Source organism: Gilliamella sp. A7 (assembly GCF_002142015.1).
Taxonomy (GTDB): domain Bacteria; phylum Pseudomonadota; class Gammaproteobacteria; order Enterobacterales; family Orbaceae; genus Gilliamella; species Gilliamella apis_A.
In genome coordinates, this window is sequence record NZ_NASN01000038.1 from 1 (window position 1) to 24,248 (window position 24,248).

Annotated in this window: 21 protein-coding genes, 1 tRNA gene, 1 pseudogene and 1 riboswitch; of the genes and pseudogenes, 16 read left to right on the forward strand and 7 right to left on the reverse strand. The window is 33.6% G+C overall.

All coding sequences use genetic code 11. The features are described 5' to 3' along the window. Positions 1-70 precede the first annotated feature (70 nt). Together B6D18_RS09090 and B6D18_RS09095 are read right to left on the reverse strand one after the other, a co-directional pair. Positions 71-652: a hypothetical protein gene (locus B6D18_RS09090; RefSeq protein ID WP_086364163.1), complete on the reverse strand. Its 582-nt coding sequence runs from the start codon at positions 650-652 to the stop codon at positions 71-73. A 184-nt stretch (positions 653-836) separates the two neighbouring features. Then, positions 837-1,757 (reverse strand): siderophore ABC transporter substrate-binding protein, encoded by a 921-nt coding sequence (locus B6D18_RS09095; protein ID WP_086364164.1) that lies wholly within the window; start codon positions 1,755-1,757, stop codon positions 837-839. A 171-nt stretch (positions 1,758-1,928) separates the two neighbouring features. Here B6D18_RS09095 and B6D18_RS09100 point away from each other — a divergent pair, with 171 nt between their 5' ends. From B6D18_RS09100 to B6D18_RS09110, 3 genes are all read left to right on the forward strand, one after another. Continuing rightward, positions 1,929-3,917, forward strand: coding sequence for a TonB-dependent receptor domain-containing protein (locus B6D18_RS09100; protein ID WP_086364165.1), 1,989 nt, complete (start codon positions 1,929-1,931; stop codon positions 3,915-3,917). A 144-nt stretch (positions 3,918-4,061) separates the two neighbouring features. Continuing rightward, a complete protein-coding gene (locus B6D18_RS09105; RefSeq protein WP_086364166.1) occupies positions 4,062-4,400 on the forward strand; it encodes a hypothetical protein in 339 nt (112 codons plus the stop codon). A gap of 265 nt (positions 4,401-4,665) precedes the next feature. Then, the gene (locus B6D18_RS09110) at positions 4,666-5,637 is read left to right on the forward strand and encodes a sugar-binding transcriptional regulator (protein WP_086364167.1); all 972 of its coding nucleotides are present in this window, start codon (positions 4,666-4,668) and stop codon (positions 5,635-5,637) included. A 64-nt stretch (positions 5,638-5,701) separates the two neighbouring features. On the opposite strand, the gene pssA is transcribed toward B6D18_RS09110, so the two are convergent. Then, entirely contained in the window at positions 5,702-7,057 is a 1,356-nt protein-coding gene (pssA, locus tag B6D18_RS09115) for a CDP-diacylglycerol--serine O-phosphatidyltransferase (protein ID WP_086364168.1), read from the reverse strand. A gap of 139 nt (positions 7,058-7,196) precedes the next feature. Continuing rightward, entirely contained in the window at positions 7,197-8,249 is a 1,053-nt protein-coding gene (gene ydiK / locus B6D18_RS09120; protein ID WP_086364169.1) for an AI-2E family transporter YdiK, read from the reverse strand. A gap of 104 nt (positions 8,250-8,353) precedes the next feature. On the opposite strand from ydiK, the gene eco reads away from it, so the two are divergent. From eco to B6D18_RS09160, 8 genes and pseudogenes are all read left to right on the forward strand, one after another. Continuing rightward, positions 8,354-8,848, forward strand: coding sequence for a serine protease inhibitor ecotin (eco, locus tag B6D18_RS09125; RefSeq protein WP_086364170.1), 495 nt, complete (start codon positions 8,354-8,356; stop codon positions 8,846-8,848). 312 nt (positions 8,849-9,160) lie between these two features. Continuing rightward, complete coding sequence (locus B6D18_RS09130) at positions 9,161-10,270, forward strand: extracellular solute-binding protein (RefSeq protein WP_086364171.1); 1,110 nt, start codon at positions 9,161-9,163, stop codon at positions 10,268-10,270. Between the two features lie 101 nt (positions 10,271-10,371). Beyond that, complete coding sequence (potG, locus tag B6D18_RS09135) at positions 10,372-11,508, forward strand: putrescine ABC transporter ATP-binding subunit PotG (RefSeq protein ID WP_216818930.1); 1,137 nt, start codon at positions 10,372-10,374, stop codon at positions 11,506-11,508. Positions 11,509-11,835: 327 nt separating this feature from the next. Further along, positions 11,836-12,705, forward strand: a pseudogene (locus tag B6D18_RS09140) (ABC transporter permease subunit); the annotation flags it as partial. Between the two features lie 243 nt (positions 12,706-12,948). Next, positions 12,949-13,707, forward strand: coding sequence for an ABC transporter permease subunit (locus B6D18_RS09145; RefSeq protein WP_086364183.1), 759 nt, complete (start codon positions 12,949-12,951; stop codon positions 13,705-13,707). Positions 13,708-13,814: 107 nt separating this feature from the next. Continuing rightward, a riboswitch (FMN riboswitch) is annotated at positions 13,815-13,953 on the forward strand. Positions 13,954-14,100: 147 nt separating this feature from the next. Next, positions 14,101-14,739, forward strand: coding sequence for a 3,4-dihydroxy-2-butanone-4-phosphate synthase (gene ribB, locus B6D18_RS09150; RefSeq protein ID WP_086364172.1), 639 nt, complete (start codon positions 14,101-14,103; stop codon positions 14,737-14,739). Positions 14,740-14,870: 131 nt separating this feature from the next. Further along, positions 14,871-15,800: an alpha/beta hydrolase gene (locus B6D18_RS09155; protein ID WP_086364173.1), complete on the forward strand. Its 930-nt coding sequence runs from the start codon at positions 14,871-14,873 to the stop codon at positions 15,798-15,800. Between the two features lie 116 nt (positions 15,801-15,916). Next, positions 15,917-18,163 (forward strand): TonB-dependent siderophore receptor, encoded by a 2,247-nt coding sequence (locus B6D18_RS09160; protein WP_086364174.1) that lies wholly within the window; start codon positions 15,917-15,919, stop codon positions 18,161-18,163. A gap of 47 nt (positions 18,164-18,210) precedes the next feature. Here the strand turns inward: B6D18_RS09160 and B6D18_RS09165 are convergent, their stop codons facing one another. The 3 genes from B6D18_RS09165 to B6D18_RS09175 are packed head-to-tail and all read right to left on the reverse strand — an operon-like array spanning position 18,211 to position 20,448. Further along, the gene (locus B6D18_RS09165; protein WP_086364175.1) at positions 18,211-19,311 is read right to left on the reverse strand and encodes a M20 peptidase aminoacylase family protein; all 1,101 of its coding nucleotides are present in this window, start codon (positions 19,309-19,311) and stop codon (positions 18,211-18,213) included. A gap of 14 nt (positions 19,312-19,325) precedes the next feature. Further along, the gene (locus B6D18_RS09170) at positions 19,326-19,799 is read right to left on the reverse strand and encodes a YjiG family protein (RefSeq protein WP_086364176.1); all 474 of its coding nucleotides are present in this window, start codon (positions 19,797-19,799) and stop codon (positions 19,326-19,328) included. After that, entirely contained in the window at positions 19,792-20,448 is a 657-nt protein-coding gene (locus tag B6D18_RS09175) for a nucleoside recognition domain-containing protein (RefSeq protein WP_086364177.1), read from the reverse strand. Before B6D18_RS09175 ends, B6D18_RS09170 begins: the two co-directional genes overlap by 8 nt. A 598-nt stretch (positions 20,449-21,046) precedes the next feature. Between B6D18_RS09175 and B6D18_RS09180 the strand changes: the two genes are divergently transcribed. From B6D18_RS09180 to B6D18_RS09200, 5 genes are all read left to right on the forward strand, one after another. Further along, entirely contained in the window at positions 21,047-21,370 is a 324-nt protein-coding gene (locus B6D18_RS09180) for a multidrug efflux SMR transporter (RefSeq protein ID WP_086364178.1), read from the forward strand. A gap of 24 nt (positions 21,371-21,394) precedes the next feature. Next, positions 21,395-21,709: a multidrug efflux SMR transporter gene (locus B6D18_RS09185; RefSeq protein ID WP_086364179.1), complete on the forward strand. Its 315-nt coding sequence runs from the start codon at positions 21,395-21,397 to the stop codon at positions 21,707-21,709. A 105-nt stretch (positions 21,710-21,814) separates the two neighbouring features. After that, positions 21,815-21,890, forward strand: a tRNA-Lys gene (locus B6D18_RS09190). Positions 21,891-22,051: 161 nt separating this feature from the next. Further along, positions 22,052-23,278, forward strand: coding sequence for an integrase domain-containing protein (locus B6D18_RS09195; RefSeq protein ID WP_086364180.1), 1,227 nt, complete (start codon positions 22,052-22,054; stop codon positions 23,276-23,278). 457 nt (positions 23,279-23,735) lie between these two features. Next, positions 23,736-24,248 (forward strand): hypothetical protein (locus B6D18_RS09200; RefSeq protein WP_216818932.1); only part of this gene is annotated, 513 nt, incomplete at its 3' end.

A 24,248-nucleotide genomic window follows, 5' to 3' on the forward strand; every position in this document is an offset into this window, starting at 1 on the left:
ACCTTAATCAATATCAACTAAAAAATATCCAAGATATCTATATCAAATTAAGGTTTATCAAAACTATTTTTTAAAGCCCTTCATAAATTTTTATTTCATCTTGCTGGTCTTCATCTCCGTAATATTCGAAGAAAAGATCGGATTCATATATAATTTTCAATTTACCTTCTGCTTGGCGATTTCCTTCTAGAATTAAACTAATACCAGATTGTTTGAAGTTAGAAAAATATACACCACAACCTTGATATCCTAAGCATTGATAAAATTCGTCACTATCTCTATATACTTTTAGTCCTATTTCTTCAAGAGATTCCGCTTTACCATATTTCTTGGTTAATGCTTCTTTAAATTTAAAATATGCATTTTTACCTTCAACTCCATATGGATCTCTTGTAATTTCTTCACTTAATACTACTTTTATTAAACCTAATTTCTTATGAGCTAATAATTTATATGAAGTAAAATTAGGTAATGTTATAGGAGGATTAGGTAATTCATAGATTATCAAATCATTTTGTTCAATTATTTCTTTTGCTTTATATTTTGAAACAATGTCCGAAATCGATGCCCCCCATTTTAAACCTAATGGAGCATCTGCTCGTGCGTGAACCATAAAAGGAAATAATACTGCAACTAACAATAGCTTTTTCATTAACGTTTACCCTCCTTATATTCAATTGGCGTGTAATAATAAACAATAAATAACATTTATCAATCATTTGATGGGGATTGTGTGAAATATTCTGAGGTTGGCTATGGTAAAACTGTTAATAAAAAAGCCCTTATTGTGATAAGGGCAATTGTGGAAGGAAGTTAATTTATCATAAAAAATCAAATTATTTTAATACATTAATTACTTCATCAATCTGACGTTCTAAACTTTCAGCACCACCACCTGATAAGTACCAAAGATCTGGGGTTAAATAAACAACTTCAGTTTTGCTTTTCGCTAATACTTTTGCATTAAAGAAGTCGTCTTTCATCGCTGACTGACCAATTGCTTTACTGCGGTCTACAACATAAATAATATCAGGTTTGATTTTACTGATGTAACTATCATCAATAAAGGTTGGTTTTGGTTTTTCTATACCATTGGCTGGTTGTGGTGCTAATGGTACGGCACGTTTTACTTGTAACACATCATGAATTAATGCTGCGCTAGAACTCGCATTGATAAGGATCATTTTTCCGTCATTATGAATAACAACAATGGCTTTTTTATTACTTGCTTGGGCAATAGATTGTGCATTGCTGACTTTGGCATCTAGTGATTGAATTAGATTGTTAGCTGTTTCTTCAGTACCAGTAATATTTGCTAATACATTGATATGGTTTTTAGTTGATTCAAGATAGTTTTTAGCATCAACGCTTAAATTAATGACTGGTGCAATTTTAGTGAATTCTTCTGTATGGCTCGCTTGTCGACCGTCAATGATAATTAATTGCGGTTTAGCTTGCTTGATTGCATCAATATTTGGCTCTTTCATATTACCTGTATCAGCAATATTTGCATTTTTATATTGTTGAAGATAAGCCGGAAGCACAGAAAGAGGTGTTGCTGTTACAATCGAACCTTTACCTAAAGCATCTAATGTATCTAAAGCTCCATAATTCATAACCACAACTTTATTTGGTGATTTTGGCACAACTACTGATTGTTTATTATCAGGATTTACTGTGATTGATGATTGACAACCAGTTAAGCCCACCATCAACGCTGTTAGAGTACTTAATAATAATTTTTTCTTGATATTCATAAGTAAGTTCCTTTATATGTGATGCAAATGATAACTATTATTGTTTAAGGGGTGATAATTGTCTAGCAATAAATAATTTTTCGTAAGGATATTGATAATTATTCTCATATAGTATATTGTTTCCCGTGGGTTGCTTTGCAAAATATCAATATAATTAATAGGGTTAAATCAATGAGTATAAAGTTTAAGTTGGCTACACATGTCATAAATACAAGTATTTTATTATCATTATCTGGTTTAGCACTGGCTGCTAATGATAAAAATACAGATACTATGGTGGTAACAGCATCAGGATTTTCACAACAAATTAAAGAGGCTCCTGCAACAATTTCAGTGATCACACCGGAAGAAATTAGCAAAAAGCCTTATCGTGATGTCACCGATGCTCTGAAAGATATTCCAGGCGTTACTGTATCTGGGGGTGGTGATGCTCAAGATATTAGCATTCGCGGAATGGATGCCAAATATACCTTATTAATGATTGATGGTAAAAAAGTGAGCACTCGTGAAACTAGACCGAACGGTGATAATTCTGGTTTTGAACAAGGTTGGTTGCCTCCACTAACTGCTATTGAACGTATTGAAGTTGTTCGTGGACCTATGTCATCCTTATATGGATCAGATGCTATGGGTGGGGTAGTTAATATTATTACTAAAAAGGTCTCAAATAATTGGCATAGTGGATTAAGAGTCGAATCAATTATGCCTTATCGTTCAGATGAAAAAAATACCTATGTAGGCAGTTTTTCAACGATGGGACCGATTATTGATGATATTCTAGGTATTCAATTATATGGTCAATATTCTAATCGCCATGAAGATAAATTTTTAAATGGTCATGCAGGCCAAAAATTGCGAAGTTTAAACGGTAAATTATCTTTAAATGTAACTGAAACACAAAATTTTGATCTAGATTTTGGTAAATCATTACAAAATAGTAAGGCCACTCCAAATAAAACTAGAACAAAAAAACAAGGTGATTTTTTAAGAGATAATCATCGAAATTCATTTGCTTTAACGCATAATGGCTTATTTGGTGATGTATCGACGACATCATTTGTTGCTTATGAAGAAAATAATAACCCTAAAAGAAAAATGAAAATTCGTAATACCGATGTGGATTCTCGTATTACGATCCCTTTTAGCATTAATATGTTAACGGTAGGGGGGAAATATAATTATCAAGAGCTACACGATAAAGGTAATCAACTTGATAAAACTATAACAAAAATTGATCGTTGGAATTATGCACTGTTTGCTGAAGATGAGATTAGAATCTTTGATAACTGGAGTATAACAGCTGGTTTACGTTATAATAAAGATGAAAACTATGGTAACAACTGGAATCCAAGAATCTATAGTGTCTGGAATATTGATGATAACTTTACTTTAAAAGGCGGTTATTCAACAGGTTATGCTACACCGCAATTACGTTATGTTGTGACGGATTGGGGACAAGTAACTGGAGGAAGTGAGTATGATGGAGTTATTCTTGGTAATCCAGATTTAAAACCAGAAAAATCTGATAATTTTGAGATAGGTATTGGTTATACCAATGATTATGGTATTGATGCTTCAGCGACAGCATTTTATACCAAATATAAGGACAAAATTGAGTCAACTTATATTTGTAGTGGCGATCCGAGATCAAAATCATGTTTATTAGAAAGTTATAATAAGAGATTTGATTTTATTAAAGAGCGAGATAATGTTGATAAAGCGGAATTAAAAGGTTTTGAATTGTCATTTAAAACACCATTATTTACTGATTTCTTGTTAAGTTCTAACTATTCTTGGACTAAAACTGAACAAAAATCTGGTGAAAACAAAGGTAGAGCGCTAAATCGTACTCCTAAACAAAAATTCAATGCTCAGCTTGATTGGAATCTAACTCAGCAATTAGATTTGTGGACGAAAATGGCATATTATGGAATAGAGCATGCAACCAAAAGAGTAAGAGAGGGAGGAGAAACTAAAATTAAACACGTAGTTTATGCAGGTTATACCTTCTGGGATGTAGGTACTTCTTTCCAAATAAATAAAAATGCTAAGATTTATGGCGGTGTTTATAACTTGTTTGACAAAGAAGTGACGAATGATGACTTTGGTAAAACCTTAGAAGGTCGTCGCTATTTTGTTGGTACTGAAATTAATTTCTAATTAATATTCATCAATAAAACTGTTATTATAAATATCGAGTGGCTGTTAATACAGCCATTTTTTTTAATAATAAACTATATATTAATATTTTAATTTATTGGTTATGATTGAGGATTACTTGACAAAGGGATTTTAAATAAGCCTATGCCGAAATTTGTCTATACGATTCTACTAGTTCTTGTATCGTTGCTAATTAGTTTGCCTGTTTACGCTTTGGGTTATAGAGTTATTCGATTTAGAACTGACTCTGTCTTCGATCCGTATGCGGTAATATTTGTAGTAGTTTTGATTTTTGTTTTATTGCAAGCGGTTAAAATATGGGCAATATGGAAGGTTAAGCAATGGGAAAAAAAGCAACAGCAACAGATGCAGCAGAAAAAGGCTGAAAGAGATCGGTTATTTGCTGAGTCAAGAGCAAGAATGCGCTTAAAAAAACAACTAACCAAACAAAAACCACGGAAGAAAAAAATACCAGAAAAGTAATATCAGCTCTTAGTTGAAATTTCGTCAAGTCAGCTAATTTTTTCATTATAAAAATTTTGAGGAAAGGGGTTTTTAGGCTTTCAATTCATCAAGATTTCCTCACAATTCTTATTGAACGATAACCATCTTATCAGGCTTAATACATTATCATATTTTATCTTATTGAATTATTTATTAGTCGTAATCCATGGCATGCTAGGCAATTTTGTAATATATTATCAGCTAGGAACGCAAGAAGTTACTAAAGTGTTGAAAGGCAAATTTAATGGTTATATTTGAAGATAAGCAAGAGTCGGAATTACTTACAGAAATTGCAGTTGCATACTATGAGTATGAACAAACTCAAGAAGAAATCGCTCAGCGATTTGGCCTTTCACGCATTAAAGTTGGACGTTTGCTAAAAAAAGCTAGAGCAGAAGGAATCGTTGAAATAAGTGTTAAATATCATCCGATATTTAGTTCTCGCATTGAACAACAATTTGTTAACCATTTTGGTATTAAACGAGCTTTAATTGCTTTAGATCATCAAGACGAAGAAGAGCAACGTAGACAAGTTGCTGCACTGGTATCGAATTATCTCTCTAGTACTTTAAAAAATGGTATGACCGTGGCAGTTGGGCAAGGGCGTAATGTTGCTGCTATTGCCAGTCATGTTGGTGTGTTTCCAGAAAAACAGTGTAAATTTATTTGTGGCATCGGTGGTACTCAGCGGGTTGGTGAAATTATTGATGCTGACCATATTAGTCGAAGTTTAGCCAGAAAATTTAGCGCAACTAGTGAGACTTTGTATGCACCTGCTTATGTAGAAAATAGTGAACTTAAACGAGCATTTATACAAAATCGAGTTATTAAAGATACATTAGAAAGAGCAGCTAAAGCTGATATTGCTTTAGTAGGCATTGGTGATATGAATGAAAACTGTTATATGGTACAGTTGGGCTGGTTTACTCCACAAGAAGTTACCTATGCAACATTAAATCAAGGTGTGATTGGTGATATTGCTGGATATGGATTTTTTGATATCAATGGCAACCCTATTGATACAACCATGAATGATCGGGTAATAGGGTTAAGTATTGAAGAATTACGTAATATCCCGTGTGTTATTGCCATTGCTTCGGAAAATACCAAAGCAACAGCAATTTTAGGTGCACTACGTTCTGGCGTGATTGATATCATTGCAACAAGTGCTTCAAACGCTAGAACGATATTAAGTTTACAACAAAATAAAATCTAATTTAACCAATAAGCTATTTGTAAATAGATCACAAATAGCTTTCAGTTATTTAAATCAAATTTAATTATAATAATCGTTTAATAATTCTATCCACTCTAATCCGGCTTAAACGTTTAATTAATTTATGTACATGTTTTGGATAGAATTGGCTAGCTTGAATTTGTTGGTAATGAGTGACGAGAGTCGTTTTTTCACGAATAGTTGTCAGTTCTTGTTTTATCTGTTGTTGTAATTCATGGTTAGGATCATGCACTAGTATGGCATTTTCCAGATCTAAACGCCAAGCTCTTGGATTAAGGTTATTACCCGTAATCATCATCCACTCATCATCTACCCAAATACCTTTTAAATGATAAGTTTGATCTTTATCTTTCCATAACCTAATCGTCAACTGTTGTTTATCAATATAACTCTGTAAGCGTTCAACAAAATTTCTTAGGTTGATTTCGTATAAATAAGGTAAACCACCGGAGATGTTGAATGGTTTATCTTCTGGAATATAAAAATCATTAGCTTCTTTATCACCAATAATTATTTCAACTTGTTTACCTTTTCTTAATAGGCGGATGATATCACGCACTAATATATTAGGTAAGTTAAAATAAGGCGTACAAAATGTGACTTTTTGTTTTGTCGTGTTAATTAAATGGTGAATAATTTTATTCAGTTGATTATTTCGACCAAGACCTACAATTGGTGCAACGGATAAAGTATTATTATCACTATTTCCCGAGTATTGATAATTAGCATCCATAAGATGTTGGCGAAGTTGTTTTATTTCTGACTTAATTTGTTTCCGTGTTTTATGTTCACTAACATCTAACCGCTGTACTCCATCAAGTGGTAGAAAATTCTCATTAACATAATTCACCATTGTATCGGCTAAAACTTTATTTGTGATAAAGTGATATCGATCATAACGATATTTATCGAGTTTATATAAATAAACATTATTAATGCTAGCACCACTATAGATTACTGTATCGTCAATTATGAATCCTTTTAAGTGTAATACACCAAGAACTTCCCGACGATTAACCGGCACGCCATACACCGGAATTTCAATAGATTGATGTTGTTGTTTCAAATCATAATAGTAACGTGCGTTCGTTTTGGTTTTATCCTCACCAATTCGTCCTCGTTGAGCACGATGCCAATCAACAAAAATTTTAATATCTAAGCTTGGTTGTTGCATTTTTGCTTGATAAAGCGCATCAAGAATTTCTCGGCCAGCTTCATCTTGTTCTAAATAAAGTGCAACAATATAGATACGATGTTGAGCTTTCTTAATCTGTTCAAGCAACGCAACTCTATAGCTTTTGGGGTCGTACACAATCTGATATTGTTCAGCTTTCTGTTCAAGCTTGGCTAATTCATTTAAATGTTTTTGATGATTATATTTTATAAAGGGTATTCGCATGTTCTAAATATCATTAAAACTGACACAAAGTGTAGAATACCACAATTTGCGTCAGAACATAATACTTCTATTATTCAGAGACTAACCTATCATTAAATTGATCTGGTTATTAACTCTCTTTTAATATCTAAATTTGTTTTTAGGCTTGTTCATTAACCCATTGCTGAATAATTTTATAGCTTAAGGCTAATACTACTGGACCGATAAATAATCCCATAATCCCAAAGGCTAGAATTCCGCCAATTACCCCAAACAAAATAAGTAGGAAAGGGAGATCGGCGCCTTTCTTTATCAAATATGCCCGCATTACACTATCAAGGGTGGTAAGAATAATAGCCACAACAATTAAGACTATGCCAGATACGATATGCCCATCCCAAAATTGCCAAATGATACAGCCTAACATAACAATAACGGGACCAATTTGAGCAACACAGCAGATAAAAAGAATTAAGGTTAAAATGCCTGGAAATGGCATTTTGGTAAAGATAAAACTCATTCCGCCAATTAATGCCAGTGTGATAGCTGTAACTACTACACCTAACGCTACAGCTCGTATTGATTGACCGGCTAAGGTTACAGTAGTCGTACCATATTGTTTGGATAGACGGTTAGCCAACACATAGACATATTTAGTGATGCTTTCTCCTTTAAGGAACAGTAATAAACTAAAAATGATCATGACACCGGCATGGAAAATAAAAAGTCCAATATTGGTGACTTGTTCCAATAGCCAACCTATCATGGTGCCAATATAAGGTTGAATATCAGATATTAATTGTGAGCCATCTGTTTTGATAAGCTCAAGCCATTTTTGGTGAATTTCTTCGCCAAACATAGGGATATTGGTTAACCAATCGAGGGTAGGTAATTCTCGATGCGATAAGGTTCTAACCCATTCGATCAGATAGTGACCATTTTGAGCAACACTACTAATTATTAAGATAAAAGGAATAACGCAGACAAATGCCAGTATTATTGCCATGACTAATAATGATAACCACCGTTTATTGAAGAGTTTTTTTTGGATTTTGATCATCAATGGCCAAGTTGCAATTACCACCATTACCGCCCAAAAAAAGCCAAATAAAAATACTTCGACCACGCGATACGTTACAATAATAAGTAAACCTATCAAGAGTAAATTCAAAATTAGTTTTAATAAATCATCATTTTTTTTTTCTGCTGGCATTTTTACCTCATATTCATTAATCTAGATAGTGTTATTATACGCATTATGTTCTAAAAAGCATACGTAGGCGTATTAAGTTAGACAATTTTATTGGAGAAATAAATATGAAAAAATTAATGTTATTAGCATTGATGGGTGTGGCATTATCAGCTTGCGCAAATACGCAAAAGGGCCCACAAGAGGTACAAAAACTGAATGAAATTGCTCCCTATCCTGATGCAAAAGTAGGCTCTACTCGTTATGTTATTCACCTACCAAACTTAAAAGATGAAGTTAATGCTAAAGTAGAGATTTTAATTGGTAAAGAGATGAATGTTGATTGCAATACTCAAAGTTTAGGTGGATTTGTTAAGGAACAAGAGCTTAAAGGTTGGGGATATTCTTACTATGTCGTTGAAGAAACTAAAGGTAGTATTTCTACAATGATGGCTTGCCCTGAAGGCGCTAACGAGAATAAATTTGTTTCTATCAACCATAAATTAGGTTTATTAAATTATAACAGTCGTTTACCATTAGTATTCTACGTTCCAAATGATTTGACGGTTAAATATCGTGTATGGCAACCGGAAGCAAAAATTTTGCAAGCTAGCGCCGAATAAAAAAAGTAAATTAATTGTTAATAACTAGCTAATAAAGGGTTGGTTGATTAAATTCTAGTCACTCAGCCCTTAATCTTAGATTATTTGATTTTTTAAGTAGACATCTGAAAAAAAAAAGGTATTTTATCCCTCGTAATGCAAGGTTAGCTCGACATGTTCATTAATTATATTAATGACTTGTGATTTCCTGATTACCTCGGTTTCACCATATTATGTAACTAGTAATAATGGTAAAATTTGGGGGTCCGTTGTATTTAACAATGGGCTTGTGTCTAACATGTAATATCCCTAACTAGAGGAGAAGTGGTGAGCATGTTTACTCAACGTAAAACAATTCTTTCAATTATCGCTGGTGTATCACTAGCAATATCTCAATCTGCTATAGCTAAAGACCGAGTTGTGAATTTTTATAACTGGGCTGGTCAAATTGGTAATAGTACAATCACTGATTTTGAAAAATCAACTGGCATCAAACTGGTTTATGATGTGTATGATTCCAATGAAGCGCTTGAAGGTAAATTAATGGCCGGTCATTCTGGTTTCGATGTGGTTTCACCTTCAGATAGTTTTTTAGCTAGACAGATTAAAGCTGATATTTATCTACCATTAGATAAAAATAAATTGCCCAATTGGAAAAATCTTGATCCTAATTTAATGAAATTAATGGCTAATCATGATCCAGATAATAAGTATGGAATCCCTTATGTATGGATGACTACTGGTATTGGTTATAACATTGATAAAGTTAAAGAACGTCTTGGAGAGGACGCTCCTGTTGACAGTTGGGATTTAGTCTTTAAACCTGAAAATATGGACAAACTTAAAGATTGTGGTGTGGCATTCTTAGATGCTCCAACTGAGATCTTTGCAAGTGCTCTTAAATATTTAGGTAAAGATCCAAATAGTACTGATGCTAAAGATTATACTGGCGCAGCTTACGAATTGTTGGAAAAAGTAAGACCAAATATCCGTTATTTCCATTCATCTCAATATATCACTGACTTAGCTAATGGTGATATTTGTGTGATTTTAGGTTGGTCAGGTGATATTTTACAATCCCGTGATAGAGCTAACGAAGCTAAAAATGGTGTGCATATTGGATATCAAATTCCGAAAGAAGGTGCATTAGTATTTTTTGATACATTTGCTATTCCAAAAGATTCGGCAAATCCTGATGAAGCTCACGAGTTTTTAAACTTTATTATGAAACCTGAAATTGCAGCTCAAGTTACTAATGATGTTAATTTCGCTAGTGCTAATAAAGTTGCAAATGATCAGTTTGTTAAACCAGAAGTGAAAAATGATCCTGCTGTTTATCCAAAACCAGAAGTTATGGAAAAATTATTCACTTTAACGGTGAAAGAACCTAAACTTGAGCGTGTGATTACTCGCACATGGACAAAATTAAAGACCGGTAGATAACCGTTTGAAAATGTCAACTAATTGACTTATATATTCAAGACGGAGGGATTTAACATCTTTCCGTCTCGTTTTTTTTGGCTTGTTGTTATGAGGAAAAAAGCGTGAACGATAAAACAACAAATCAGGTACAGCCTAAAAAAAAGATGATAACTCCATTATTGGAGATCAAAAATTTAACTAAAGTTTTTAATGATGATTATTATGCCGTTGATGATGTAAATTTAACCATTTATACCGGAGAGATTTTTGCTTTATTAGGTGCTTCGGGTAGTGGTAAATCAACATTATTGCGAATGCTTGCTGGTTTTGAGCAACCCACTTCAGGACAAATTATTTTGGATGGTAAAGATTTATCACAAGTACCTCCTTATAACCGTCCCATTAATATGATGTTTCAATCGTATGCTCTTTTTCCTCACATGACGGTTGAGCAAAATATTGCCTTTGGGTTAAAACAAGATAAATTAGATAAAAATGAGATCAAACATCGAGTTGAAGAGATGCTGGCGCTTGTGCATATGGAACAGTTTGGCAAACGTAAACCTCATCAACTATCTGGTGGTCAAAGACAGCGTGTTGCTTTAGCTCGAAGTTTAGCTAAAAGACCAAAATTACTATTACTAGATGAACCAATGGGGGCATTGGATAAACAACTTCGTGATCGAATGCAACTTGAAGTAGTTAGTATTTTAGAACAAGTTGGTGCGACCTGTGTAATGGTAACCCATGATCAAGAAGAAGCCATGACCATGGCTGGGCGTATTGCGATTATGAATAAAGGCCAATTTGTGCAAATAGGTGAGCCTGAAGAAATTTATGAACATCCAAATAGTCGTTATAGTGCCGAGTTTATTGGTTCAGTAAATGTTTTTGATGGCATCTTACAAGAAACTTTAGAAGATGGATTAATCATCAGTTGTCCTATGATTAAACATCCATTAAAAGTTGATTATGATTCACCTGCAGTAGAAGGTGTACCAATTCAAGTCGCATTACGACCTGAAAAAATTAAACTTTGTGATGAAATTCCAGATAATGGTTACAATGTAGCTACTGGTGAAGTAGTTGAAATTGCCTATTTAGGTGATCTCTCGATTTATCACGTTAAATTACAAAGTGGACAAATTATTATTGCTCAACTACAAAATGAACATCGTTATCGAAAAGGAATGCCAACTTGGGGTGATATTATCAATCTTAGTTGGGAAATTGATAGCTGCGTTGTGCTTACCGAATAAACACAAGAGGATATATTGATGCGATCCATTTTATGGGGTTTGTTGTTAAATGCATTAGTGTTACTTGGTGTTTATTTACATTTTGTAACAATAAATGCATTTGACAATCTGTTTTTAGATGCGTTATTTACGTCAATGCTATTAAGTCTATTATTATCATGTCTAGGCGCATATTTGGTATATTATAAGCCATCTAAATTTGCTTATCGGTTGATTATCGCTGGCAGTATTGTCTTTATTCCTGCTGGATTAGGTTTAGTTGCAACCTATTATGCTTATCGTAAGTTGCGACTACAACGTGATGATTCTGATTTGATGACACTCTATGGCCGTCTATTAGTAATAGCTATTCCATATTGTTGGATGTTGTTGCTATTTTTATTACCGTTTTTGATTGTGTTTAGAATCAGCTTTTCCGAAGCAACGTTAGCTGTACCACCTTATACAGAACTGTTTAGTTATGAAGATGGCCTAGTTAATATTGTTTTAAACGTTGATAATTATTTTAATCTAGTTAAAGATACAATTTATCTAGACTCTTATTTACAATCATTAAAGGTTGCTGCTATTTCAACGTTGTTATGCATTTTAATTGGTTATCCTTTAGCTTGGGCTATTTCTCAATGTAAACCATCAACCAGAAATATTTTATTGCTTTTAATCATATTACCATCATGGACTTCGTTTCTAATCCGAGTTTATGCCTGGATTGGTATTTTAAATCCCAATGGCCTATTAAATAACTTCTTGATGTGGTTAGGGGTTATTGATCAGCCATTAATCATCATGAAAACTTATTTAGCTGTCTATATCGGTATTGTTTATTCTTATTTACCTTTTGTGGTATTACCAATTTATACCTCATTAAGTAAAGTAGACACAACGCTGATTGAAGCTGCGTTAGATCTTGGTTGTAAACCAATTAAAACCTTTTTTAAGATTATTGTACCGTTAACCAAAAGTGGAGTGGTTGCCGGTGGGATGTTGGTATTTATTCCTGCGGTAGGTGAATATGTTATTCCTGAATTATTAGGTCCTTCTGAGGGACTAATGATTGGTACTCAATTATGGGCTAGATTCTTTACTAATCACGATTGGCCAGCAGCTTCAGCTGTAGCAACAGTGATGTTATTGATATTAATTGTGCCTATTTACTACTTTAATAAGTTTCAGAACCGACAAATGGGAGGTAAATAAATGAATAATTTACCATTAGTCATGCGCTCAGCATTGATTGTTTTTATCTCTGCGTTATTAGGTTCAATAGTGCTATCGGTTTTAATTTCTGCATCAGGATTTGCATTATTAGGTAGTGGTAGTTTATATGTAGGATGTTTTCTATTTAGTCTTATCGTAACAATTATTGTCACAATTGCATTATTAGTGAAATGTTTAAAAGGATTAATTCTATTAGTTGCTTTTTCTTTTTTATATATCCCTATGGTCATTTTAATTGTTTATTCGTTCAATAGCTCAAGGCTAGTGACGGTTTGGGCGGAATTTTCAACTAAATGGTATGTTGAATTAATACATAATGAAGCTTTGCTTGAAGCAGTAGGATTAAGTTTGACTATTGCGGCAGGCGCAGCTTCTTTGTCCATTGTTCTTGGTACTTTAGCCGCTTTTGCCATCATTCGATTTAGACGATTCCGTGGCTCTAATTTGTTCTCGTTTATGACTACAGCACCATTAGTTATGCCGGATGTCATTACTGGTTTATCCTTATTATTATTATTCATTGGCATGGGTCAAGTAATTGGTTGGCCAAAAGCACGCGGCGCAATGACTATTTTGATGGCTCATGCAACATTTTGTACCGCTTATGTAACAGTTGTTATCAGTGCAAGATTACGAGAATTAGATAAGTCAATTGAAGAAGCGGCTTTAGATCTTGGTGCGAATCCATTGAAGGTATTTTTTATTATTACCTTACCTATGATTGCACCTGCACTGGTTTCCGGTTGGTTATTGGCATTTACTTTATCACTTGATGATGTGGTTATTGCTAATTTTGTTACTGGACCTGGTGCAATGACATTGCCAAAACTAGTCTTTTCTAAGGTTCGTTTAGGCGTCGATCCACAAGTTAATGCCTTAGCAACAATTATTTTACTAATAGTTGGTATTATTGGCTTTATTTCATGGCTTTGGATGCGTCGAGCTGAAAAACGACATTTGCGTGAAATTCGTATGAGATAATCTTTCTATTAATTATTGCCGCTTAATGCGGCAATTTTTTTATCTCAATAAAATATCCGTGTTTTTTTACCTATTTTATATTATAGTGTGCGCAGTCAGTTTACTGACAAAATTCTCAGGGCGGGGTGTAATTCCCCACCGGTGGTATAGCCCACGAGCGCTTAGTAAAAATCTATTTTATTAAGGACAGCAGATTTGGTTAGATTCCAAAGCCGACAGTAACAGTCTGGATGAAAGAGAGTGGCTTATCTTTTCTATAATTAGCGTTATAGCTAAATCACTATGGTCAAGCACTTGCCCTGATTCTGGTATTTAACATATTTATAACTTAATAAATTTATAATAATTAAGGATAAATATAATTAGTTTAATAAAACAGGATAGGTATCTACCATGAATCAGTTTAATTTAAATGAATTTGGCACGTCAATCGAGCGAGTAAAAAAAGCAATTGCTTCAATCAAAGCTGGATCTGGGGTGTTAGTTTTAGATGATGAAGATCGGGAAAACGAAGGTGACATTATCTGGGCAGCACAAACTATTACTACTCAGCAAATGGCATTAACTATTCGTCATGGCAGCGGTATAGTTTGTTTATGTATGCCACAATCTTATTGTGATAAATTAGAATTACCGATGATGGTAGCAAATAATACTAGTAAAAATCATACTGCCTTTACTATTTCTATCGAAGCGGCAAAAGGTGTTACAACAGGGGTATCTGCAGCAGATAGAGTAACGACTATCAAAGCAGCGGTAGCTGATAATGCTAAACCAACAGATTTAAATCACCCTGGTCATGTATTTCCGCTAGTTGCCAAAGAAGGTGGAGTACTAAGCCGCCGAGGACATACTGAAGCGTCGGTTGATTTAGTAACATTAGCGGGGTTTAAACCAGCAGCAGTAATTTGTGAAATAACTAATGATGATGGTTCAATGGCAAGAGCCCCACAAGTTGTCGCGTTTGCTAAACAACACCAACTACCAGTGGTAACCATCGAAGATATTGTCGCTTATCTTAAATCAAAGTAATTGTAACCGACTATTAGCTGTCGGATTAATTATTCGACAGTAATCTCAGTTTTATTTAGTTTATTATTGGTAAATTTCTCTTATTTAGCATATCTTATACTTCTTTGATAATTGAGATTCTGGCGTAATTTATGTCACGACTAAGTTTTTTGTATATTCTAATGATTTTTATCCTAACTGGCTGTCAGTCAAAATCTAATCTATCAAAAAATGTGATTGTTCCAAACACCAAAACTGAAATATTTCATTCAAAATCAAATGGCGATTATAAAGTAACTATTTATACCCCTAATAAAACCACTCCCGAGGGTGGTTGGCCAATTATTTATTTACTTGATGGTGACAGCTACTTTTTAACAACTAACGAGATAATTACCAATCAGGCTTGTGAACGTTGTGTTATTCAAGAAGGTATAATTGTCGCCATTGATTATTTTAATCAAACCCGTCGTGATCTTGATTTTCTCCCCAAACCTGAGAATTATGTTTTTGAAGTTTTACCTAATAAGCAAATTAATTTATCAGGTAAATATGGTGGTGCTGATGCCTTTTATGATTTTCTAACTCAAGAACTTAAACCTGAAATAGAAAAGCGCTATGTTATTAATCCTAATCAGCAAGCCATTTTTGGTCATTCATATGGAGGATTATTTAATTTATACATTTTTTTAACTAAACCGGCCATTTTTAATACCTATGTGATATCAAGTCCATCTTTATGGTTTAGTGATGGTTATATGTTTAGTGTATTATCAAAATATCTACTAAATCATCAACATTCTTTAAAACAACCTGTTAATTTGCTGATCTCTGTGGGTGGCGCTGAGCAATCTTTATTGCCGGTTGATTATAATTTACCAGAACAAAAACGAAAACTTTTACTAAAACATCGTCAGAATCGGAAAATGGTTGATTATTCAAAACAATTATTTACTCGATTAAAACAGGCTAATATTCATAACCTAACGATAAGTTACAAAATTTATCCTGAACAATCCCATAAAACTGCTGCTGTCGTTGCTCTGCAAGATGGTATTCAATTAAATTTTAGAGTTAAATAAAAACTTATTTAGCCAAATATTCAGAATCAGCTTGAATATAGATAATTTTAATTTATATTACTCCGACCTAATTAATAATGATAACCATTATTAATAAAATTTGTCAGGAATAATATATGAATACAAAATATAAATCGACTTGTTTGTTAGCAGCACTTATCGGTTTGGCTTGTCACAATGCATCTGCAGATAATGCTCATTCATCAATTAATAACGACAACGATTCAGATGAGGTTATGGTTGTAACAGCAGCTGAACAGACCAAACAAGCATTGGGTGTTTCTGTGATTACGCAAAAAGATTTAACTAAAATGCCACCCAAAAATGATATTTCAGAAATCATTCGAACTATGCCTGGTGTCAGTTTAACAGGTAACTCAACCAGTGGCCAACGGGGTAATAACCGACAAATTGATATTCGAGGTATGGGACCAGAAAACACATTAATTTTAGTTGATGGTCGACCAGTAAAAAGCCGTATGTCAGTTCGCTATGGTTGGCGAGGTGAGCGGGATACTCGAGGGGATACCAATTGGGTACCTGCTGATATTATCGAAAGAATTGATGTCCTTCGTGGTCCAGCCGCCGCTCGTTATGGTGATGGTGCTGCCGGTGGTGTAGTGAATATTATTACTAAGCAGCCAACCAAAGAGTGGCATATTTCATGGAATAGCTATTTAAATCTACCTTCACATAGTAAAGAAGGGGCAACCCAAAGAACAAATATCTTATTAACAGGTGGATTAACGGATAATCTAAGTATGCGTTTATATGGTAATCTCAATAAAACCGAAGCTGATGATTGGGATATCAATAAAAAGCATCAAATTAATCCAAGTTCGGTTAGTGCAGGGCGTGAAGGTGTGCGTAATAAAGATATAAATGGCATACTTCGTTGGGATATCTCTGATAAACAATCACTTGAATTTGAGACAAGTGTTAGTCGTCAAGGTAATATTTACGCTGGAGACACTCAAAATAATAATCCTGATAAATTGGTTAGTCGATTTTATAACGACGAAACTAATAGAATGAATCGTCAGAATTACTCGGTTACTCATCGTGGTTATTGGGACAATGGCGTAAATACCATGTCTTATATCCAACTTGAAAAAACACGGAATACTCGCTTGAATGAAGGTTTAGCTGGTGGCACTGAAGGCCGTTTTAAAGATGATAGTTTTTCAACGATCAAATACAATAATTTTACCTTACATAATGAAACTAGTTTTCCGTTAACCATCGTGGCACCACAAACAATGACTATTGGTGGTGAATATAATCATCAAAAGATGAAAGATCCAACTTCAAATACACAAACAGTTACAGAAGGTGGCAGTATACCTTGGATTAAAGATATAGCTCGTAGTGAAAATGCCTCAGCTAATCTTTGGGGGGTTTTTGTTGAGGATAATATCGAACTCACTCAAACTACTATGTTGACGCCAACACTACGCTATAATCATCAAAGTCAATCAGGTAGTAACTGGAGTCCTGGTTTGAACTTATTTCAGGAAATGGGTGACTATTTTAGTTTGAAACTGGGTATTGCTAGAGCGTATAAAGCGCCTAATTTATATCAAACTAACCCTAATTATCTGCTTTATAGCCGTGGACAAGGCTGTTATGGAGCGGGCGGTAGTTGCTACTTAATAGGTAACAAAAACTTAAAAGCGGAAACAAGTGTAAATAAAGAAATTGGTTTAGAATTTCATAACAATGAAGGATTAATCGCAGGTGTAACTTATTTTCGTAATGATTATCATGATAAGATTGATTCAGGATCAAAGCCGGTTGGGAGTGCGAAAGGAGGAAAAAATAGCTTTATAAATTCCAATATTTTTCAGTGGCAAAATGTGCCTAAATCGGTGGTTGAAGGATTAGAAGGTAGTTTAACTATTCCTGTTACATCAACAGTTAATTTTCGTAATAATTTAACTTGGATGTTGCAATCAAAAAATAAAAAAACGGGTGATTATTTGTCAATCATTCCAAAATACACCTTAAATTCTTCAATAGATTGGCAAGCAACTGACAAATTTTCATTGTTATCCTCTGTTACTTGGTATGGCAAACAACGACCGAGAAAATATGATTATTTTGGTGATAAACTGACTGATAGTTCAACTAATCAACTTAGTCCTTATGCTCTATTAAATTTAAGTGGGCAATATCAATTTAACAAGCATTTTACATTCACTGCTGGTGTTGATAATTTGTTTGATAAACGTTTATTTAGAGAAGGTAATTCTTCAACAGTAAGAAAATCACGAAATGGTGATATAACTGTTATTGGAGCTGGTGCCGCAACTTATAATGAACCAGGTAGAACGCTATTTATTAATACTAACATCTCATTTTAAAGTATTATTTACAAGGAACCGCCGAAGTAATCGGCGGATTTATTCGCTTAACCTAAAACCTTCAAAGCACAAGTTTTAGTAATTTTTACACCATTTTCTAATGCTGATGTATCAAAAGTCATATCAGGATGATGTAAACCTGGTGTTAAATCGACACCTAAGCCCCAAAAACCAGATTTTACATCTCTTTCACGTGGATAATTGAAGAAATCTTCGCCACCAGGTGTGAAAATAGGATCTTTTAATCCCTCTTTTCCGAGTACATCGGTAATAGATTCAGCAATGATTTTAGTTACTTCATCGTCTATTTCGGCTGCTGGAATTTCTTTGGATACTTTGATATCAGCTTTAGCACCAATGGATGCTACACTTAATTCAATCGCTTTGAGTGTTTTGGCTTTTAATTCATCCATAGCTGGGTTGGTTGGTGCTCGTAAATCCCAACAAACATAAGCCTCTGATGGAATAGCATTTGTTACACCTGCATCACATATACAACGTGTTGCTTTAACGCTATATGTTAAACTAGGAGCAAGATGAATGGTATTTACTGCTTGAATAGCCATAGTTGCCGCATCTAAAGCGTTAACGCCTAAATGAGGTCTTGCCCCATGAGCAGGAATACCATGAATATTTACTTCAACTGTGGTTGAAGCGGAATAGAACATAGCGGCTGATGCAAAGCCTTTAGGGCATTCATCTTTAGGGCGAACATGTAAACCGATGATCATATCAACATCATCAATTGCACCGCCTTCAATCATAGCCAATGCACCAGAACCTAACTCTTCAGCTGGTTGAAAGATCAATTTTAGTTTGCCTTTTTTGATATTTCCTTCTTTAATAAGCTCTTGTGCTGCGGTCAATAACATTGATGAATGGCCATCGTGACCACAAGTGTGTCTGGCACAATGTTGGCCATCAATAATGTGTCCTAAGGCATCCATATCTGCACGTAATGCCAGTACAGGACCTGATTTACCACTATCATATTCTGCAACAATACCGGTAGTATTATTTATATTACGGGTTACTTTATAGCCAGCTTCTTCTAGTTTACTTGCTATATAGTTTGATGTTTTAACTTCTTCAAATCCTAGCTCAGGAATTTGGTGCAAGTAATGATAGTGCTCGAGTACATTCGACATAGATATCTCCTTTATCACACAATGAATCGCATAATGATCATAGCTATCAACGCATTAACAATACTATTAATCATTAATAGTGGCCAATATTTTTTGGGCACATCAGCAACACCAAGTAGACGTCCCATATATTGTAATTGTGAGCCCATTAAGAAGATAGCAGGTGCTATAATAGTGATATCCATACCGCTAAGAATGCCACCATTAATTAAATTTACTGCAACACCAGTCCCAGCGGAAGCTGATAACCACGCTGTCAATAAAACGGTAATTGCTTCACCTGGTAATCCAAATAGTCCCATGACTGGGGCAAATACTTCACCAATTAATTGCATTAGACCGAGTCTTTTTAAGATTTCGGTAATGACAAATGCCATAATGATGTTAGGCATTAGATTGTTAATGGCAATATTAAAGCCTTTACGCGCACCAATGACAAAAATGTCTAATGGATTGTTAGTCTGTTTTTGATTGCTTGAATTACTCATTGATAAAATCCTTTTTATAAACTGAATTTAAAACAAGGCGGACTAAAATTGCACCGACAAATTTCAATACAATCATAATGACGAGTGGCGTAAATATTGCAACAGACATTGACGCAAAAAGCGCTGAACCAATCGAAAAATAGTTATTTATTAACCCTGCACCGGAATATTGCCATGCACTAATAATGACGAGATCTTTTTTAGTGATTTGTTTTTCATCATATAATTCTTTGGTTAATACTGCACCTGCATCAGTACTTTGTAAATCCGTAATTAATGCCAAGCCAGTTTTACCTGGAACGCCTAAGATAGGTTTAAGTAGCGGAGTTAATAATTTATGAGCCGCACGGATCGTACCATAGTGGGTAAAGATTTCTAAGACCCCTAATGCAAGCATTACTGTTGGAATTAATGAAAGAGCGAAAATAAAACCGGCTCTGGCGCTAATTCCACCCTCACCAACGAAGGTATTTTTCTCTGGATGGAGCATGGTGCCAAACTTACCACTTAAACTGGTAAAATCAAATGCGCCTAACCAAGCTTTTCCATCAACGTTATAAAATAGTCCGGAAAAGAACAGTATGGCCACAATAAGTGACACATAAGCCTTTATGCCGACTTTAAATTCATTGTCCGATTTTTTTGACATTGTCAATTCCTTTTGATTTATTTGACTTATACTTTAATCGCAGTATTAAATAAGTTTATCCAATGGACCTTATTTGCTTTGATTCTCAAAGTTAAATAAAGTGCCAAGTTTTGTATTCTATATTGATTTTATTTTAAAAAAACCCCTTTCCTCAAAATATTTTATAAAATATTTCCAACCTGCCTTGATAATTGGGTTACACGCAAACTACCTAAATTAAAATCGAAAAATGCAATTACAGTTTTTGATAGGTTTCTTAATAATAACAAAACAGCTAAATAAAGGTTTTAAAATATCTTATGATTAATAAGAAAGTTATTTAAAAGCATAGAATTATCAATAATTATAGGCTTGCCATTTTTTATCCTTCGTTATAGAATTATTTACATAGGATAAAAATGGTAACGAAATATTGTAAAAATATTTCAATAGTTATCTTGCAATTTATATAAGGTTGAATTGTTTTTCTGCATAAACATCATAATCTTTAGGTGGCAAACGTTCTTGTTTGCGAACCATCATTTATTTCATTGAGCACATTAATGAAAAAACAATACTAAGCAATAAAAATTGAAAATAATTAATTAACGAGGTTGTTATGAATAGCAGGAATAAAGAGTGGGCATTTGTTGTTCTCACCTGCTTTTTTGAATTGTGTTGGGTATTTGGTTTCACTACCGCAAGTCAGTGGTGGCATTGGGTTATTGTCATATTGATAATTGTTGTTGATTTTACCTTCTTAACTAGTGCATGTAAGACTATTCCAACTGGTACAGTGTATGCGATTTTTTCTGGTGTAGGGGCAATTGGTTCATTAGTTATAGATATGGTCTTGTTTGGTAAAGAAATCAAACTTATTGAAATATTTTTTGTTGCATTAATTATTATTGGTGTTGTGCAACTTAAACGAGCTGATAGCTAATTAACTAAAATCTGGATATATCATATGGGATGGTTATTTATTTTAACTGCTGCAATATTTGAAGTTATTGGTGCTATAGGTCTTAAACTTTATTCTCAGCAAAAAAGCTTGTTTCGCTTAATGCTATATTGGGGAGGTTTTTTTGTTTCGTTTTCATTATTTTATTTTTCATTAAAGTATCTGGATTTAAGTATAGTGTATCCAGTATGGGTGGGACTAGGTACTTCAGGTGCAGTATTGGCTAATATGTTTATTTTTAAGGAGCCGAAAAATTTTAGTCGAATATTCGGTCTTACTATAATTGTGGTTGGTATTGTAGGTTTGCATTTAACTATGTAATGCAAAATTAATTTATTTTTTTAAATTAGTCGGTTAGGCTGTATTTATTTTAGAGTATTTGCATTAAAACCTAAACTTCTATACAATAGCTTTTATTCCTTTAGTGGGTTGTTAGCTCAGTCGGTAGAGCAGTTGACTCTTAATCAATTGGTCGCGGGTTCGATCCCCTCACAACCCACCATCCCTTAATTCATCAAAATTCAATAACGTTCAAAAAACCTTTATCTAACAAGCTTTTTAGCTAATTTACCGTTTAACTAAGTTCAAGTAGATTTAGCGAAATTCAAAATTTTATGTTATATATTATGTTATACGCTCAAATATAACTTAAATTCGTATAACATGGTCAAAATTATAAAACCTCTAAATGATACTCAAATAAAGTCAGCCAAGCCAAGGGAAAAGGATTTTACTTTATCCGATGGCAATGGTTTATATTTATTAATTAAGTCTAATGGCTCTAAAATTTGGCGATTTAATTATATTAGTCCTGATTCAAAAAAACGCACATTAGTTAGCTTTGGAAGTTACCCAGAAATCACATTATTTAACGCAAGACAAAAAAGAGATGAATATCGTTCTTTAGTATCTCAAGGAGTAGATCCACAACAGCATAAACAATCTATACAAAACCAATCAAAAAAAGAGAAAGATAATACATTTTATAAAGTGGCTGAAAGATGGCTTGAGCAACAGAACTCAAGAGATATCACTAGTGGAACAATTAGGCGGATAAAAAATTCATTTGTTAATTATATTTATCCTAGCCTTGGCGATATACCCATCTCACAGCTAAAAGCAAAAGATTTTATTGAAGCTTTAAAACCTCTTGAATGTGCCGGTAAACTAGATACAGTTAAGAGGATATCACAACGAATTAATAGAGTAATGACTTATGCTGTTAACAATGATCTGATTGAATATAATCCAACTGGTAAAATAGGAACTGTGTTTAAAGTTGCCCATAAGCAAAATATGCCTTCTTTACCACCTTCAGAGTTACCAAGAATAATGAAAGCTATTTCTTTGGCTAGTATTGAATTACAAACAAGATGCTTAATTGAGTGGCAACTACTTACCATAACAAGACCAATTGAGGCAGTATCTGCATTATGGAGCGAAATAGACCTAAAAAATGAATTATGGACGATACCAGCAGACAAAATGAAAATGAGAAGAGATCATACTATCCCACTAAATAAACAGGCGATAAGAATAATTGAGATTATGAAGCCTATTAGCGGTCATGGTGAATATGTTTTCCCAACATTCAAAGCACCGTTCAATAAACATATGAATAAAGAAACAGTCAATACAGCATTAAAACGAATGGGCTTTAAAGGTGAGTTAGTTGCTCATGGCTTTAGGTCATTAGCATCTACAGCATTAAATGAATATGGCTTTGATTATGATTTAATTGAAGTCTCGCTTGCTCACGTCGATAGGAATGCAGTAAGAGCAATTTACAATAGAGCAACCTATTTAGATAAACGCCGTGACATGATGCAATGGTGGGGTGACTTTGTAGAACAGGCAAGCCAAGGAAATGTATCACTGTCAGCAAAATAACCAGCGCAATTTTGCGCCCTTTGATTTTATTTAATTCTGCCATAGAACCAGATTTAAGCCAGTCAATTAGACTGGTTTTTTATTACCTATTATTTAATAAATACTTTATATATATATTTTAATAACACTAACAACACTAATAACATAATATAATTGATTTATATATATTTTTTTAAGTGTTATTAAAAGAAAGTAATAACATATATAACATTAAAACATGTCATTAGGTCGGATTTCAAATCCGTGCTGATTTCTAAATAAGAGCCTTTCCTTTGGCTAGCTAAATACCACCATTTAGTGGGATTTAGGTTAATGTTTTTTTATACAGTAATGATATAATAATGCTCAATAATGTTTAACTAATTAAATTAGTTACGTCTAGGGTAGCTCCCGAAAGTTCGTAACCCTAACGGACTGATGTAACTTCTTCATTAGGGCTATGGTTTAAGTGGAACAAATGAGTAAGTTATATAAATTAAAAGAGTATTTATCATTAAATGAGGCTGCAAAAAGGTTATCTTTAGAATTGAAAGATGATGAAATAGATGTATCTGATATTTTAGATTTAATAATCAATAAAAAACTAAAATTGAGTGTTAAGCCAACACATTCTTATGTAAAAGCTATCTTTTGTGAAATACAAAAGCCAATAGCGAATTTAGCAGGAATGCTAATTTATGAACCTGAGGGAACGGATAGATTTATTGATAGTGTTCAAGTTGATGGAGATATCACAAATCGGCTGAGATTGATTGGTTATACAGGATTGCTAATAAATTTAAATAATGAATGTTGGGATTTTCCTCTTATTGGCGGTAACAAATTAGCTATTGAAAATTATAAAAGAAAATTGCAGGGAGAAAATTTAATTAATTCATGTGAAGGATATATGTATTTAAAAGGAACAAAAATATACCCTAAATTATATCACCCTAAAAATAATCAGTTATTAGATAAACAAGCATCAATG